The organism is Stutzerimonas xanthomarina DSM 18231, assembly GCF_900129835.1.
Classification (GTDB): domain Bacteria; phylum Pseudomonadota; class Gammaproteobacteria; order Pseudomonadales; family Pseudomonadaceae; genus Stutzerimonas; species Stutzerimonas xanthomarina.
Window position 1 is genome coordinate 753,262 of sequence record NZ_FQXA01000002.1, and the last position, 16,381, is coordinate 769,642.

Consider the following 16,381-nt stretch of genomic DNA (forward strand, 5'->3'; position numbering starts at 1 on the left):
GCTGGGCCGTATAGACCTTGAGTCGATGACGTTCATCACATCGACTTGACCCGCGTTCGGGCAAAGCAGAATACTGTATCCATATACAGTATTCTGGATTTGCTGTTCATCATGTCCTCCGTTGTCTCACTTGATCGACTGCTCGATGCGCGCCGGCTATGGCGCGGCCAGCAAAGCATCGTCTCGACCAGTAACCAGCCCACCGGCCATCCTGCTCTGGACGCCGCCTTGCCCGGCGGGGGCTGGCCGGACTCGGCACTGAGCGAACTGCTGATCGCCACCACCGGCATCGGCGAACTGCGTCTGCTTTGGCCCACCCTGGCACGGTTGACCAGTGCCGGCGAACGGGTAGTGCTGGTCGCCCCGCCTCACCTGCCCTTCCCTCATGCCTGGCTCGCTGCCGGGGTCGACCTGCGCCAGCTCAGCCTCGTTCAGGCGCACGGACGCGACGCCTTATGGGCGGCGGAACAGTGTTTGCGTTCGGGCAGTTGTGGTGCGGTGCTGTGCTGGCCACAGCAGGCCGATGACCGCGCCCTGCGTCGCCTGCAAGTGGCCGCCGAGACCGGACAGACACTGGCCTTCGCCTATCGCTCTTTACGCGAAGCGGTAAACCCCTCGCCAGCGGCATTGCGGTTGGCAGTCGAAGCTCGCCCGGCTCAAGTGCGCATTCTCAAGTGTCGCGGCGGGCTGGCGCCCGTCCAGCCAATTTCTGCCGTGGGATGGCAATGAGTATGCTCTGGGCCTGCATCCTGTTGCCGCAACTGGCCATGGACGGTGTGCTGCGTAGCCGCCCCGATGCCGAAGCGCCACTGGCACTATTGAGCGGTACGCCACAGCGCCGCGTGCTACAGGCGGTCAATCCAGCGGCGCGGGCACTCGGCTTAAAGGCGGGGCAATCATTGGTTGCCGCCCAGGCGCTGACCCGAGGATTCGAGACAGCCGAATACGACCTGGCCTCGATCGAACGCTGGCAGCAGTTCCTCGCCGCCTGGGCTTACGGCTTCAGTTCGCAGGTCAGTCTGCACTACCCGCGCTGCCTGCTTATGGAAGTGCAGTCCAGCCTCGGCCTGTTCGGGCCCTGGCCTCGTCTCGAGGCGCGCCTGCGCACGGAGCTGAGCGCACTGGGCTTCGGACATCGCATCACGCTGGCACCCAATCCGGCCGCCGCGCGGGTACTGGCCAACGTGCACGATGGCTTGGTCGTGACGGACACCCAGACGCTGCATCAGGTACTGGCTGATCTGCCGGTAGATCGCCTCGGCTTGCCACGTGAGGTGTCCAACGCCCTGGCGCGCATGGGCTTGCGCACCTTCAAGCAACTGCTGGCGCTGCCTCGGAACGGGCTGGCAAAGCGCTTTCCGGCAGAAGCACTGAGACACCTCGACACCCTGCTGGAGCATCGCCCCCTGGCTCTGAGTTTCTACCGCCCGCCCGACCGCTTCGATACGCGTATCGAGCTGAACTTCGAAGTCGAGTCGCACCAGGCCCTGCTTTTCCCGCTGCGCCGTCTGACGGCCGACCTCGCCGCTTACCTGGCAGGCCGCGACAGCGGGGTCCAACGTTTCACGTTGCATCTGGAGCACCGCAGCCTCCCCGAGAGTCAGCTGCCGATCGGCCTGCTCAGTGCCGAGCGCGACCCGGCCATGCTGTTCGAACTGACCCGCGGTCGCCTGGATCATCTGCAGCTTCCAGCACCGGTGCTGGCCATACGACTGCTCGCAGACCAGCTGCCAGCCTTCGTCCCCGAGCATCGCGAGCTTTTCGATGAGCGACCGCAGCAGTCTTTGCCCTGGGAGCAATTGCGTGAGCGATTGCGAGCCCGCTTGGGCGACGATGCCGTGCAGGGGCTCGCGGCTCGCGCCGACCATCGTCCCGAATGCGCCTGGCGACCGCAGCATGCAGCCCACCTTGAGGTGCCATCGACCAAAGCCCCCCGCCCCGGCTGGCTACTGAGCGAAACTAAACCGCTGCATGAAGCCTCGCTGCGCATCCTCTCTGGCCCCGAGCGCATCGAATCGGGCTGGTGGGACGGGGGCGATGTGCGCCGCGACTATTACCTGGTGGAAACCCGCACGGGCCAGCGCGGCTGGGCCTTTCGCTCAGTCACCGGAGGGCCGTTGATGTTGCACGGCTGGTTCGCATGACGCCCGAATACGCCGAACTGCACTGCCTCTCCAACTTCAGTTTTCAACGGGGCGCCTCCAGCGCCAAAGAGTTGTTCGAGCGCGCCGCGCTCCAGGGCTATCGAGCCCTGGCGATTACCGATGAATGTACGCTGGCCGGCATCGTCCGCGCCTGGCAGGCGTCCAAGGAAACAGGCCTGCCGCTGATTGTTGGCAGCGAAATGCAGATCGAGAACGGCCCGAAGCTGCTCATGCTGGTCGAAAACCTGCTTGGGTATCAGCGCTTGTGCCGGCTGATTACCTGCGCACGTCGTCGTGCCGAGAAAGGCCAATACCAGCTGCTGACCGATGACCTGAGCGAGCCCTTGGATGGGCTGTTGGCCATCTGGATCACACCCCACCTCGATGCTGACGCGGAAGGTCTCTGGCTGCGCGAACGCTTTCCAGCACGCCTCTGGCTGGGCATCGAACTGCATCGCGGGCCGGATGATGAAACGCACCGGTGTCAGTTGCAGGCACTGGCCAGGCGCGTGGGCATACCCGCGGTGGCCTGTGGCGATGTGCATATGCACGCCCGTGGCCGGCGCGCCCTGCAGGATTGCATGACCGCGATCCGCCATCACCTGCCTGTAGCCGAGGCCGGGCGCCACCTGTTCCCCAACGGTGAACGCCACCTGCGCCGGCGCGAGGAACTGGCCCAGCTGTATCCACCCGAGCTGCTTGCCGAGACATTACGTATCGCCGAGCGCTGCCAGTTCAGCCTCAAAGAGCTGAAGTATCAGTACCCACACGAGCTGGTACCCGCTGGCCACAATGCCAGCTCCTGGCTGCGCAAACTGGTCGAAGACGGCATGAGATGGCGCTGGCCGGCAGGCGTAACGGACAAATCGCGTGCGCTGGTCGAACATGAACTGCAGCTGATCACCGAACTGCATTACGAAAGCTACTTTCTCACCGTTCACGACATCGTCCGTTTCGCCCGCGAACGCCACATCCTGTGCCAGGGTCGCGGTTCGGCAGCCAACTCGACGGTGTGTTTCGTGCTGGGCATCACCGAACTCGACCCCTCGCACAGCCGGCTTTTGTTCGAGCGTTTCCTCTCTCGCGAGCGTAATGAGCCGCCGGACATCGACGTCGACTTCGAGCACGAACGCCGCGAAGAAGTGATCCAGTATGTATTTCGTCGCTACGGCCGCAATCGCGCCGCACTGACGGCGGTGGCGAGCTCCTACCGCGCCACTGGCGCAGTGCGAGACGTAGCCAAAGTGCTTGGCCTGCCGCCGGATCAGATCAATGCCCTGGCTGAATGCTGCGGGCGCTGGAGTGAGCGCGTACCTGATGACGCCCGACTTCAGGAAGCCGGCTTCGATCCCGCAAGCCCGGTGTTGCGCCGGGTAATGGTGCTGACCAGTGAATTGATCGGCTTCCCTCGTCACCTTTCACAGCATCCGGGCGGCTTCGTCATTTCCGAATACCCGCTGAATACCCTGGTGCCGGTCGAGAACGCCAGCATGGCCGACCGTACCGTGATCCAGTGGGACAAGGACGATCTCGACGTGGTCGGCCTGCTCAAGGTCGATGTGCTGGCGCTCGGTATGCTCAGCGCACTGCGCCGTTGTTTCGATCTGATCTCCCGCTATCGCGGCACGCAGTGGAGCCTTGCCACACTGCCCAAGGAAGACCGGCCGACCTACGAGATGATCAGCCGCGCCGACACCGTGGGCGTTTTCCAGATCGAATCGCGCGCGCAAATGGCCATGCTGCCGCGGCTGCGTCCTCAGACGTTCTACGATCTGGTGATTCAGGTCGCCATCGTCCGGCCCGGCCCGATTCAGGGCGACATGGTTCACCCCTACCTGCGCCGACGCAATAAAGAAGAGCCGGTGGAGTACCCCTCTGATGAACTGAAACCCGTGTTCGAGCGCACCCTTGGCGTGCCCCTGTTTCAGGAGCAGGTGATGGAGCTGGCAATCGTCGCCGCCCAATACACCGCCGACGAAGCCGACAAGTTGCGCCGCGCCATGGCCGCCTGGAAGCGACATGGCAGCCTCGAGCCGCACCGTGTGAGATTGAGCGAACGCATGCTCGCCCGTGGCTACAGCGCAGAATTCGTTGCACGGATCTTTGAGCAGATCAAAGGCTTCAGCAGCTACGGCTTCCCCGAATCCCATGCGGCCAGCTTCGCCCTGCTCACCTATGCCAGTTGCTGGCTCAAATGCCATGAACCAGCCGCCTTCGCCTGCGCCCTGATCAACAGCTGGCCGATGGGCTTCTACAATCCCGATCAGATTCTCCAGGACGCCCGCCGCCATCAACTCGAGATCCGCCCACTGGACGTTCGTCACAGCGGCTGGGATTGCAGCCTTGAGCCGACCGACACCCATCAGCCAGCCATCCGTCTGGGGCTGCGCCTGGTGCGAGGCTTTCGCCAGGAGGATGCCCGTCGAATCGAGGCGGCACGTCAGCAGCAAGCCTTTGTCGGTATCGATGACCTGTGCCTGCGAGCCCGACTGGATGCCCGTGCGCGGGAACAGCTGGCCGATGCCGGGGCGCTGAAAGGACTTGTCGGGCATCGTCATCAGGCTCGCTGGGCGGTGGCCGGCTTCGAGCCGCAGCTGCCGCTGTTCGCTGAACAGGTCCAGACCCCGGAGGCAGCGGTGCCTCTGCCCTTGCCCTCGGTCGGTGAAGAGTTGGTGACTGATTACGCCACCCTGGGTACCACGCTTGGCCCACACCCATTGGCCTTGCTGCGTGACCAGCTGCGGAGCCGACGCTGCCGCAGCTCGCGCGAGCTGGTCGAAGTCGAACATGGTCGGCTGGTCAGCGTGGCCGGTCTGGTTATTGGTCGCCAACGCCCGCAGACCGCCAGCGGCGTCATCTTCGTCACCCTTGAAGACGAGTTCGGCATGATCAACGTGGTGGTCTGGCACGACCTGGCCGAGCGGCAACGGCGGGTATTGGTACAGTCGCAAATGCTTCGAATCGATGGGCATCTTGAATCGGCAAACGGCGTGCGTCACGTCATCGCCGGACGCCTGAGCGACCTCACCCCGATGCTGACCGGCCTCGACGTGCGCAGCCGGGATTTTCAATGACCCCGAGTATCAGCTGATCTAGCCCCCGCGGGTCAGTAGATCGGCCAGCGAAAGGGTGAACATGAACACCAACCAGAAGCCTGCGCCCAAGGCGAAGAAGCGCACCAGCGGCGAATGCGTGCCCAGTTCGGCCAGGCCGAACAGCACCAACAGGGCCTGCCCCGCCGCACAGATCAACGCGACCATCGCCCATTGTGGGAACTGGATCGCTATCGTGGCGCTGATCGCCAGTAACGCCAGCAGCCCGGCATAGATCAGCACCAGCTTGCCCGTCTTCATGCTGCCCTCCCGACCAGATACAGCGAGGGGTAAAGAAATATCCAGATCACATCCACCAGATGCCAGTACAGACCGACCATCTCCAGCGTGATCGCCCGCTCCGGCAGCTTCATATGGGCGAAGTGAATACGCACAACCATGCCGAGCACGATTACTACCGCAATGGTCACGTGTACCGCATGCAGTGCGGTGGCGAAGAAATAGATGTTTATGAACAACCGCGCCGCAAGGGTTTTGAGCGGCGACTCAGGGCCTATGCCGGGCAGCAGGCCTTCGTGGTATTCCCAACCGTACTCAAAAAACTTTACCGCCAGAAAGGCCAGGCCAAAGAAGGCGGTTAGCAGCAGGAACTGCTGCACCCGCCGATAGTTGCCGAGGCGCGAAGCCTGCACCATCAGGCTCATACACAGGCTGCCGGTCAGCAGCAGCGCGCTGTTGAAGCCCGCCAGAATCGAGTGCAGATGATGCACCGCTTCACTGACTGCAGCCGGGTGCTGCAGACGGTAGTAGTAGATGACCAGGAACAGTACGCCGAACATCATGATTTCGGTGGCGAGGAACAGCCACATGCCCAGAAAGCTCGCTTCGCGCTGCTGGGCGGCAGTCTGGTATGGCTCGGCCAAGTACCCGTCACGATCGGCCATGGGTTGCCTCAGGTGGGTAGTCGTACGCCTCGAAGTCGACGATCGGGGTCTCGAGAAAATTGTGCTTGGGCGGCGGCGACGAGGTCCGCCACTCCAGCCCGGCGGCTTCCCAGGGGTCGTCCGAGGCCTTTGGCCCATAGCGCAACGACCAGAGCAGGTAGCAGAACGGCATGATGTAACCCACCGCCAGCACCGCCGCGCCGGCCGACGACAGCACATGGAGGAACTGAAAATCCTCCGGATAACTGTGGTAACGCCTCGGCATGCCGAGGTAGCCGAGCAGGAACTGCGGGAAGAAGGTCAGGTTGAAGCCACAGAAGATCATCACAGCGGCGATCTTGCCCCACAGCTGCGAGTACATCCGCCCGGTCATTTTCGGCCACCAGAAGTGCAGCGCGCCAAAGAATCCGGCCACCGCCGCACCGACCATGATGTAGTGGAAATGCGCGACCACGAAGTAGGTGTCGTGCACGTGCACGTCGGCCGCCAGCAGGGCAAGGAACAGCCCGGTGATGCCGCCAATGACGAACAGCCCGATAAAGGTCAGCGCATACAGGAAATGCGCGTCGATAGTCAGGTTGCTTTTATAGAGGGTGGCGGTCCAGTTGTAGACCTTGATCGCCGAGGGGATGGCGACCAGGAAACTCAGCAGCGAAAAGACCATGCTGGCGTACATCGACTGCCCGGCAACGAACATGTGATGCCCCCAGACCATGAAGCCAATCACCGCAATCGCCAGGCTGGAATAGGCAACGAACGAGTAACCGAATATGCGCTTGTGTGCCGCGGCAGTGATCAGCTCGCTCATCACGCCCATCGCCGGCAGGATCATGATGTACACCGCCGGATGGCTGTAGAACCAGAACAGGTGTTGAAACAGCAGCGGGTCGCCGCCCAGGTTGGGGTCGAACACGCCAATGCCGAACAGGTACTCCGCCGCCACCAGCAGCAGCGTGATGGCCAGCACCGGGGTAGCCAGCACCAGAATCACCGAGGTGGCATAGAGCGACCAGCAGAACAGCGGCATGCGGAACCAGGTCATGCCCGGCGCCCGAAGCGTATGAATGGTGACGATGATGTTCAGCCCCGTCAGGATCGACGAGAAGCCGACGATGAAGACCCCAAGAATCACCGCCACCACATGCCCATTGCTGAACATCGTCGACAGCGGCGTGTAAAAGGTCCAGCCGGTATCTACCCCCCCGATCAGCAGTGCATACAGCGTGAAGAGGCCACCCCCCACCAGCAGGTACCAGCTGAACAGGTTGAGCTTGGGGAAGGCCATGTCCTTGGCGCCGATCATGATCGGAATGAGGAAATTGCCGAATACAGCCGGAATCGACGGGATCAGGAAGAACCACACCATGACCACACCGTGCAGCGTAAAGGTGCGGTTGTAGCCGTCGGGACTCAACAGGTCGCCATCGGGTGTCACCAGCTCGATGCGCACCAGTGCGGCAGCCAGGCTACCGAGAAAAAAGAACGCCGTGACACCGATCAGGTAAAGGATCGCGATGCGCTTGTGGTCCGTGGTCAACAGCCAGGTGCGCAGCCCATGCTCGTCGGCAAGGTAACTGGGCGCACGGTCGGCAGCCGGGTTCTTCTGGCTCAAGGGGCGCTCTCCTCTGGCGTCGGGCTGCGCGGGCTATCGGCGTGCGGCTCACCCTGCCCGCGCTCATCAATCGTGCCGGAGGCGTGGCCTACCTTGCCCAGCGACCTGATGTAGGCAGTCAGGCGCAGCACGCCTTCCTCATCGATCACATTGGCGAAGCTCGGCATGATCGACTCGTAACCGGCCACGATCTGCTTGTGCGGCAGCAGAATGCTGTCGCGAATGTAGGCTTGGTCAGCCACCACCGAGCCGCCGTCCTGCAGCGCAACCCGACGGCCATACAGACCCTCGAGGTTTGGCGCCTTGGCTACGGCAGCCGGGCCGTGGCAGCCACTGCAACCGAGCTGGCGAAACAGCACTTCGCCCTGCTCGGCCAGGGACTCACTGGCGCCGGCCTGTGACAGCCAGCGCTCATATTCCTGCGGCGGTTGCACGACCAGCGTGGCGAGCATCTTCGAATGGTCGGTGCCGCAATACTCGGCACAGAACACCTCGTAGCGACCGGTTTCGGTGGCGTTGAACCACAGCTCCGTATAGCGCCCGGGCAACAGATCCTGCTTGATCCGCAGGGCCGGGAAATAAAGGCTGTGGATCACGTCCTGGGAGATCATGTTCAACCGCACCGGCCGCCCCACCGGTACGTGCAAGGTATTGATCTCGCGCTGGCCGCCGGGGTGCTGGAATTTCCACATCCATTGCTTGGCGACGACCTGGATCTCCATCGCGTCGGCCGGTGGCGTGCGCACCTCGTAATACAGCTTCGCCGAGACCAGGTAGATGATCATCGAGCCGATGAAGGGCAGCACGATCCAGGTCATTTCAACTTTCATGCTGCCCCGCGGGCGATGGTCGCGGGGCGCCTTGGTGCCTTTGCGGTAGCGCACGGCGAACAGGATGCTGAGCACGAACACCGGCACCACGAAAATCGACATCATTCCGGTGAACGACCAGATCAGCCAGTCGATGCTGCTCGCGTGCTCGGAGGCGGTTTGCGGCCACAGCCGCAGGAATTCACCGTTCATCACCGCCCTCCCGCTTGCGCCGTTCACGCCACAGAGAAAGACCGATGAAACCGAGCAGCGCCACCGCCGTGCCGGTGCCAGCGACTTGCAGCGCGCCGATGACCCAGTTGTCATAACCGCCAGTGCGCGGGTTGTAGTGGTAACAGAGCAGCAGCAGCTGATCGCTGAAGTCACCCACCCTCCCCTCGCCGGCATCCGTCAGCGCCAGCCGCAGATCATTGGGCTGATAGCCGAGCCCATATAGCCACTGCACCAGCTTGCCGGACGGGCTCAACGTGGCGACCGCCGAGGCGTGTGCGTATTCCTCGATCGCGCCGTCCCAGCGGTAATGAAAGCCCAGCGCATCGCTGACCTGGCGACTCGCCGATTCTGGCCCCGTAAGCAGGTGCACGGCCTGCGAACCGGCCAGTTCAGGCCAACGTCTGACCAGCTTGTCGCGCTCGGCGCGAGCATCGGCCGGTGTCTCGTGCGGATTGAAGCTATAGGCAATCACCACGTAATCCTTGCCGAGTTCGAACGGGACCGCGCCGAGCAGATTGAACAGACTCGCCAGCTGCGACCCGCATACGTTAGGGCAGCGGAAATAAACCGGCACCAGCACCGCGGGCCGACCGTCGAGCAACTCGGCAAGCGTGACCGACTCGCCGTTGTCATCGGTGAAGCGCACGTCCAGCGGCACCTGCGCACCGGGCCGCGAATCGATACCGGCCGCGGCAAAGGGATCGAATGGCTCGGCGGCACTCGTTGGGGCTGCCAACAGCAACGACCACAGCGCGGCCAGGATCAGCAACAGGCCGTTCATCGAGGTTCGGCTCTCTGTTTGGCTTGCTGCAGACGTACATTCTGCTGATCGCCTGGCTCAGCCGGAGCCGGCCAGCCACGCTCGAGCAACAGGTCCTGTGCCCGCCGCAGCGGAATGCGCGCAATGCCCGCCGCGCGATCGACCCATGCGTAATGACGCAGCTGCTCTTCGCCATCGCGCATCACCTGTTGCGCGTTGAGAAAGGGGTTATTTTCCAGTCGCGGCTGCGGCGGGATGACCGTTTCGCGTTCAAACGGCGTCACCATTGCTTCCGGTTTCGACTCGTAGTAGCTGACCAGCAGCCCAACGCCCGCGAGTGACAGCGCCAACGCCGCCAGCAGGCCAAAGCCGATCATCAGCAACACGTTGACGTCGGCGTCGTGGTGCTCGAAGCCATCCTCCTTGGAACGCGGATCGACCGGGACGCTCATGCGGACCTCCTCGGCAAAATCGACAGCGCCATCAGCGCAATCCCAGCGACCAGAGCGGCGAGCATGGCCAAGCCGCTCGCCAGCGGATGCAGGCCCGACAGGCTTGCCAGGCTGAGCCAGGCGCCCTCGGCCAACCCCAGCAGCAGCGTGGACCCTGCGAGTACCGCCAGCGGCCAGCGGCGTTGCGAAAAAGGCCACCAGGTCGCGATGAATACCAGGCTCTGCAGCGCCACCAGCCAGGTCAGCAGCGGCCAGTCATGTGCTCGGGTTTCATACCACCGCACTTCTTCAGGCATGTTTCCGTACCAGACAATCAGGTACTGCATGAAGTGCAGGTAGATCCAGGCCAAGCTCACGGCCGAGAACAGGCCGCGCAGGACGCCAGGGCGGGAGGCGCCGGCGAACAGGCTGAATAGAATGCAGGTGGCGATCCCGGACAGCATCAGCCGGCCCAGCCATAGCAGGCCGAAGATGCTCGAAGCGAAGTGCGGCTCCATAGACTGCGCCCAGTCAAAGGCTGCCAGCGACACGCTCAACACCACCGCGATCAGCCCCAATCCCGCCCCCGCCGGGTTGCGCAGCGTGGTCGGCAGCAGCCAACGCGCCAGCGCCCACCACAGCCCGACATAGAGCAGCCCACGAACCACGAAACTCGGCCACCACAGCCACAGCCCGCGAAACCCATTGCTGTGCTGGTGCATCCATTCGTAGATCAGCCCCGCCCCCAGCAGACCGGGCAGGACCATCAGCAGCAGCGCCGGCATGGCCCGGCTGGCCACCAATGTCCAGGGCCAAAGCTGGTCGCGGACGCTGCCGCTGATCGGCGCCAGCGAAAGACCGAGGGCCAGCGCGCCGAGCGGAATACCCGCAAGCCCCAGCAGGCTCGCCACAGAAGCGGCCAGGGTGTCACGCGGCGCCAGCAACAGCCCCAGCGCAAGCCCGACCACCCCGAACGCCAGCGCCGCCCAGGCCATGGATCGCCATTTCATGGCAGGGCCTCCAGCGCGCGGCGATCCGCTTCAGGCAGTTTGGCCACCTCGGCCGCGCGCGCCAGCTGCAAGCTGCGTATGTGGGCCACGATCGCCCAGCGATCAGCCGGGCGCACCCGCGCGGCATAGCTGTACATCACCCCGTAACCTTCAGCGATCACCTCGAGAAAATACCGGTCCGCGGCCTGCACCAGTCGAGGTTCGACAAAATCCGGCGGCCGGGGAAAACCGCGATTGACCACCGTGCCGAGGCCATCGCCGGCGACCCCGTGACAGGGCACGCAGTTGATCCGATAGCGTTCTTCGCCGCGGCTGAGCAATTCGGCAGTCAGCGCCGGACGCTCGGCGAGCTGCGCATCCCAGGCCAGCTCGCCACGCGCCACCGTGCCCAACGGGGGTGCCTGGTTGACCTTGCCGTCCGGGAAAAACAGGCTGGACTCCTGCGCGTCGGCGCGCGGTTGCTTGGCCATCTGATCACAGCCGGAGAGCAGCACGAGCAGCACCATCAACCATCGCATCAGGCAGGCACCTCGCTCACCGACACCGCCCGCTCGGCCAGCCACAACGCGGTCCCGGCCTCGTCAAACAGCGGGTCGTCAGCTCGGATGCAGAGCAGGAAACGGTCATCGGTGGCGCGACGGAAGGCGTCCATCTCGAACAGCGGGTGATGCAACAGCGGCAAACGACAGAACAGCAGCAACCCCAGCAGCGCCCCGATTGCGCCGCCTGTGACCATCAACAGGAAAGTGACTACTGCAAAGCCCTGCAAGGCGATCAACGGCCGGCCGCCGATATCCAACGGGTAGCTGAGGTTGGCATAAATCTGCATGCCCAGCCCAAGCCCGCCGCCGATCAGCGCACCGAGGATGCCGGCCCAGTAGGCACGATTGCTGCGCTGGCCGAGCAGGGTTTCCAATTCCGGCAGCATGAATGGGCTATAGGCCTCGAGACGCGTGTAACCGGCTTCGCGCGCGGCGCGTGCCGCCTCAAGCAAACGGTCCGGGTGGGCGAAGTCGGCCAGCATTCCGTAGCAGCGCTCAGTCATCGGAGCCTCCCCGATAGCGGTGCAGCGCCTCTTTGACTTCGAAGGTCGAGACCATTGGCAGCAGCCGCATGAACAGGCAGAACGGCACGAGGAACAGGCCGAAGGTGCCAATGAACAGCGACCAGTCCCAGAAGCTCGGGCTGTAGCTTTGCCACATGGCCGGAAGAAAATCGCGCGTAGCCGGCACGACGATCAGCATCCAGCGCTCGCACCACATGCCAATCAGCACACCGACGGCGATCGCCAACAGCGCCTTGCCGTTGCGCCGCACCTGTGGCCACCAGAGCGCCTGCAAGCAGACCAGATTGAAGAAGATCGCTGTCCACCAGCTCCAGGCCATGGGTCCGGTCAGGCGCGCCATGGCCATGGTGATCTCGTGTTCTTTGCCCGAATAGAAGGCAATGAAGGTGTCGGCAAAATAGCCGTAGGCCGTCATCCAGCCACTGGCGAGCAACAGGATGCCGAGCACATCCAGATGCTTGACGGTGATCAGCAGCTGCCAACCAAAGAAGTGGCGCAGGCCGATGGCAATCACGATCACCAGGGCGAAGCCGGAAAAGATCGCGCCAGCGACGAAGTACGGCGGGAACACCGTGGAGTGCCAGCCGGTTTCGGGCGCAAGGTCGAGCAGGAACGAATAACCACTGGAAACCGAGAACACCAACGGCACGGCTAGCAGTGCGATGAAACGGTAGGCCCGCCGCCAATGCGCCCAGTGCGAAGACGCACCGCGCCAGCCGAGCGCCAGCAGGCCGTAGAAAATCTTGTAGCGCCGTTTGCGCGCATGGTCGCGGGCTGAGGCGAAGTCTGGAATCGAGCCGATGTAGATGAATATCAGCGAGACCGATAGATAGCCGACCACGGCGAAGAAATCCCAGGCGGTCGGGCTCTTGAACTGCGGCCACAACTCCATGGTGTTCGGGTACGGCGCGCTCCAGTAGAACAGCCACGGCCGGCCCAGGTGCAGGATCGGATAGATCCCCGCGCACACCACCGCCATGATGGTCATCAGCTCGGCCAGACGGTTGAGCGAGTTGCGCCACGGCCGGTTGAGCAACAACAGCATGGCCGAGATGAAAGTGCCGGCATGCCCGATGCCCAGCCACCACATGTAGTTGAGGATGGGAAAGCCCCAGTTGACCAGGTTGTTGTTGCCGTAGACGCCGACGCCCTTCCACACCACTACGCCCGCCGAGGCGATGAACAGTCCCAGCAGCAGACAGCCGGAGATGAACAGCGCCCACCACGCGCGGCGATACGGGGCGAAGTCGACCGGAACGGTGAGTACCCGGTTGGAAACCTCGCCGAGCGGCATCTGCCGCGGCAGGAAATGCGGCGTATCGGCGCCTGGGTAGCGTGGGTCGGTGTCGGCGCGGCTCATGGCTCGTCCTCGACGACCTTCGGCAACTCAACCACGCCCAGGTAGGTGGTCTTGGGTCGCGTACCCAGCTCCTCCAACAACGCATAGTGACGCTGGGTATCGCGCCCTTCACGCACCCGCGCCGCCGGATCGGAGAGATCGCCGAAGACGATCGCCTGGGTCGGGCAGCTCTGCTGGCAAGCGGTCTGTACCTCACCGTCGGCGACCGGACGGTTCTCGATCCGTGCGGTAATTTGCGCCTCGCTGATGCGCTGGACGCAGTAGGTGCACTTCTCCATCACGCCGCGCGAACGCACGGTGACGTTTGGGTTGCGCTGATGCTGGATCGACGGCTCGTCGTCCTCGGTCCAGTCGAACCAGTTGAAGCGCCGCACCTTGTAGGGGCAATACGATGCGCAGGTGCGGGTGCCGATGCAGCGGTTGTAGATCTGTTCGTTGAGCCCGTCCGGGCCGTGCACCGTGGCGTTGACCGGGCAGCCGACTTCGCACGGCGCCTGCTCACAATGCATACAGGGCACCGGCTGGAACGCGGACGACTCGGGCTCGGCCGGATCGCCCTTGTAATAGTGATCGACCCGCAGCCAGTGCATGTTGCGGCCCATCGCGACCTGTTCCTTGCCCACCACCGGGATGTTGTTCTCGGCCTGGCAGGCAACCACGCAGGCGTTGCAGCCGATGCACTGATCGAGGTCGATGGTCATCCCCCAGACCGGCTCGTTTGGCGGCGTCGGCGGATAAAGCGTTTTCGCTTGTTCGAAGCGGTACAGCGGCTCCTTCGGCACCTTCTGATAAGCCTTGTCGCGGGGCTCGCTCTTGATGATGTCCTTGCCCTGCGGGAGGTGGAACGGCTGGGTCGTGGCCAGCGGCATGAATTCGCCGGTTTTCTCCAGCGTGGCGCCGCGCCGCAGCCAGGGATCGTCCGCCGTGCGCAGCGGCGCCAGGTCATAGCCGAGACGGTCGGCGACACGTCCGGCGCGCGTGCGCCCGTAACCGGCGTAAAGACTCAGGGTGCGCTCGGCATGGCCGGGCATGACCCAGGCCGGTCCGATCACCACCTGCTGGTCGAGGGTGACCCGCACCACGTCGCCATTGGACAGCCCATATTCTTCAGCCAGCTTCGGTGCGACGCCGATGACGTTGTCCCAGGTGAGCTTGGTGATCGGCTTGGGCAGCTCCTGCAGCCAGCCGAGGTTGGCCAGCCGTCCATCCCACACGCTGGGGTCGGGCAGAAAACGCAGGGTCAATCCCTCCACCGGTGCCGGCGGCGCATGCCAGGTGATCGGCGCCGCCTCGACCATCAGTGCAGGGAACGCCGTATCGGTGATGAAGCCCCGCTCCAGTGCCTGCCGCCAGGCGGTGTCGTCGAGTGCCTGCCAGGTTTTGCGCAGTTCAGCGCGGCTATCGGGGTTGAGGTCGCCCTGCATCAGCGCCAGCACTGCGGACAAGGTGCGGCTGCTGTAGAACGTGCGCACCAGCGGCTGGCCGAGGCAGACGCTGCCATCGGCGGCGCGCGAGTCGTGCCAGCCATCGAGGTCGTGGGTCAAAGGCAGATGCCAATGGCTGTAGGCCGCCGTCTCGTCGTAATAAAGACCGGCATGAATGCGCAGCGGCACCTGATCGAGCAGCTGTACGAACCCGAGATCAGCCGGCGCAGTGTCGAGCGGGTTGCAGTCGAGCATCAGCAGCGCGTCGACCTGATCGCTGCGAATCGCCTCGGCCAGCGCCGGCAGGTCGCCCAGACGTTGGCCGCCCGCTTCGAGCCAGATCACCGGCTCGCTGTAGGTGAGTGTGTTGCCGACATTACCCAGCCGCTGATTGAGCCGGTGCACAGCCGCCTGGACCGTCAAGGGCGTGCGCTCACCGGCGGTGATCAGGCAGCGCCCGGCACGAGCCTTGAGCCCATCGGCAACGGCCTCGATCCAGCGTTGGCGTTCGCGCGGCAGCGGCTGGGCCGGCCCACCGCCCTCCCCCAGTGCGGCAGCCAGGGCCTGTACGTAGGTCTGCAGAGCTTCCGGCTCGATCCGTTTGCGCTCGCTGGCTTTGGCTCCGGTGAGTGTGGGCACCGACTCGACCACCAGCAGGCGCGCTTCGCCCTGGCCCCGCGCCGCCTTGCGCTTGCGTTCGCCCCAGCGCACTGCATGCGGCAGTTCCTGGGGCCCAGCGCCGAGCCAATCGTGCTCGAAGCTCAGTACCCATTCGGCCGCCTCGAAGTGATATCGGCTCTCGACCGGTCGACCAAAGCTGCGCTCGGCGGCCCGGTAGTGATCGCCTTCGAACGGCTCATGTCGATACAGCCGCGCCTTGGGCCAGCGCTGCAGCAACTCGTCCAGCTGACGCTGCAATGTCGGCGAGCTGTGCGCGCCAAGCAGCAGGTGCAGACCGCGACCACGCTGGCGATCAAGCCCTTCGGCCAGACGGCTGACTTCGAGCTGAACGCTCTCCCAGGAGGTGTCGACGCCCTTGAAGCGCGGCGCCTGCGAACGATCCGGGTCGTACAGCTGGAGGATGGCCGCCTGGATGATTGCGGTACTGGCACCACGGCTGAGCGGGTGATCCGGATTGCCCTCGAGCTTGGTCGGGCGGCCGACATGCGTGCGGCCAAGGACTGGCTGGGCATAGCCGGCAAAGGTCACTGCGGTGGCGTACCACTGCGCTTCGCCGGGAATGATCTTTTCCGGCTGAAGGACGTAGGGCACCCCCTGCTCCGGGCGGCCGCAGCCAGCCAGCCCTGCCATCGCCATCGAGGCGCCCATCACCTGTAGAAAGCGTCGACGATCCATCTGCGGAGCGATCGACGGGAACTCCGCCTCGACGAACGCGGCGAAGGCGGGTTCATCGGCCAGTTGCTCGAGACTGCGCCAGTAACGCGGCCCGCGCTCGCCTTCCAGGCGCCCGCGAATCGCCTCCCAGTCGAGGGGCGTGCGGTCCTGTGGTTGGGCGTCGGGTCGATCGTTCATG

Annotated in this window: 14 protein-coding genes; 3 read left to right on the forward strand and 11 right to left on the reverse strand. The window is 64.1% G+C overall.

Annotated features, from left to right (window positions below):
* Positions 1-111: 111 nt before the first annotated feature.
* The 3 genes from imuA to BUE09_RS07760 are packed head-to-tail and all read left to right on the forward strand — an operon-like array spanning position 112 to position 5,218.
* Positions 112-729, forward strand: a complete 618-nt coding sequence (imuA, locus tag BUE09_RS07750) for a translesion DNA synthesis-associated protein ImuA (protein ID WP_073300344.1) — start codon at positions 112-114, stop codon at positions 727-729.
* Positions 730-731: 2 nt separating this feature from the next.
* Positions 732-2,144 carry a Y-family DNA polymerase gene (locus tag BUE09_RS07755; protein WP_073300206.1) on the forward strand — a complete coding sequence of 471 codons (1,413 nt, stop codon included), beginning with the start codon at positions 732-734 and terminating at the stop codon, positions 2,142-2,144.
* The gene (locus BUE09_RS07760) at positions 2,141-5,218 is read left to right on the forward strand and encodes an error-prone DNA polymerase (protein WP_073300208.1); all 3,078 of its coding nucleotides are present in this window, start codon (positions 2,141-2,143) and stop codon (positions 5,216-5,218) included. Before BUE09_RS07755 ends, BUE09_RS07760 begins: the two co-directional genes overlap by 4 nt.
* Before the next feature lie 18 nt (positions 5,219-5,236).
* On the opposite strand, the gene BUE09_RS07765 is transcribed toward BUE09_RS07760, so the two are convergent.
* The 11 genes from BUE09_RS07765 to BUE09_RS07815 are packed head-to-tail and all read right to left on the reverse strand — an operon-like array spanning position 5,237 to position 16,380.
* Positions 5,237-5,497, reverse strand: coding sequence for a hypothetical protein (locus BUE09_RS07765; RefSeq protein WP_073300210.1), 261 nt, complete (start codon positions 5,495-5,497; stop codon positions 5,237-5,239).
* Positions 5,494-6,141 (reverse strand): cytochrome c oxidase subunit 3, encoded by a 648-nt coding sequence (locus tag BUE09_RS07770; RefSeq protein WP_073300212.1) that lies wholly within the window; start codon positions 6,139-6,141, stop codon positions 5,494-5,496. Before BUE09_RS07770 ends, BUE09_RS07765 begins: the two co-directional genes overlap by 4 nt.
* A complete protein-coding gene (locus BUE09_RS07775) occupies positions 6,128-7,753 on the reverse strand; it encodes a cytochrome c oxidase subunit I (protein ID WP_073300214.1) in 1,626 nt (541 codons plus the stop codon). The genes BUE09_RS07770 and BUE09_RS07775 overlap by 14 nt, the downstream gene beginning before the upstream one ends.
* On the reverse strand, positions 7,750-8,775 hold the full coding sequence (gene coxB / locus BUE09_RS07780) for a cytochrome c oxidase subunit II (protein WP_073300216.1): 1,026 nt from the start codon (positions 8,773-8,775) through the stop codon (positions 7,750-7,752). The genes BUE09_RS07775 and coxB overlap by 4 nt, the downstream gene beginning before the upstream one ends.
* Complete coding sequence (locus BUE09_RS07785; protein ID WP_073300218.1) at positions 8,765-9,577, reverse strand: SCO family protein; 813 nt, start codon at positions 9,575-9,577, stop codon at positions 8,765-8,767. Before BUE09_RS07785 ends, coxB begins: the two co-directional genes overlap by 11 nt.
* On the reverse strand, positions 9,574-10,008 hold the full coding sequence (locus BUE09_RS07790) for a hypothetical protein (protein WP_073300220.1): 435 nt from the start codon (positions 10,006-10,008) through the stop codon (positions 9,574-9,576). Before BUE09_RS07790 ends, BUE09_RS07785 begins: the two co-directional genes overlap by 4 nt.
* The gene (locus BUE09_RS07795) at positions 10,005-10,997 is read right to left on the reverse strand and encodes a hypothetical protein (RefSeq protein WP_073300222.1); all 993 of its coding nucleotides are present in this window, start codon (positions 10,995-10,997) and stop codon (positions 10,005-10,007) included. The genes BUE09_RS07790 and BUE09_RS07795 overlap by 4 nt, the downstream gene beginning before the upstream one ends.
* Positions 10,994-11,515, reverse strand: a complete 522-nt coding sequence (locus tag BUE09_RS07800) for a c-type cytochrome (RefSeq protein WP_073300224.1) — start codon at positions 11,513-11,515, stop codon at positions 10,994-10,996. Before BUE09_RS07800 ends, BUE09_RS07795 begins: the two co-directional genes overlap by 4 nt.
* Entirely contained in the window at positions 11,515-12,042 is a 528-nt protein-coding gene (locus BUE09_RS07805; RefSeq protein ID WP_073300225.1) for a quinol:electron acceptor oxidoreductase subunit ActD, read from the reverse strand. Before BUE09_RS07805 ends, BUE09_RS07800 begins: the two co-directional genes overlap by 1 nt.
* Positions 12,035-13,423 (reverse strand): NrfD/PsrC family molybdoenzyme membrane anchor subunit, encoded by a 1,389-nt coding sequence (gene nrfD / locus BUE09_RS07810; protein WP_083380717.1) that lies wholly within the window; start codon positions 13,421-13,423, stop codon positions 12,035-12,037. The genes BUE09_RS07805 and nrfD overlap by 8 nt, the downstream gene beginning before the upstream one ends.
* Complete coding sequence (locus BUE09_RS07815; RefSeq protein WP_073300226.1) at positions 13,420-16,380, reverse strand: TAT-variant-translocated molybdopterin oxidoreductase; 2,961 nt, start codon at positions 16,378-16,380, stop codon at positions 13,420-13,422. The genes nrfD and BUE09_RS07815 overlap by 4 nt, the downstream gene beginning before the upstream one ends.
* Position 16,381: the final 1 nt, after the last annotated feature.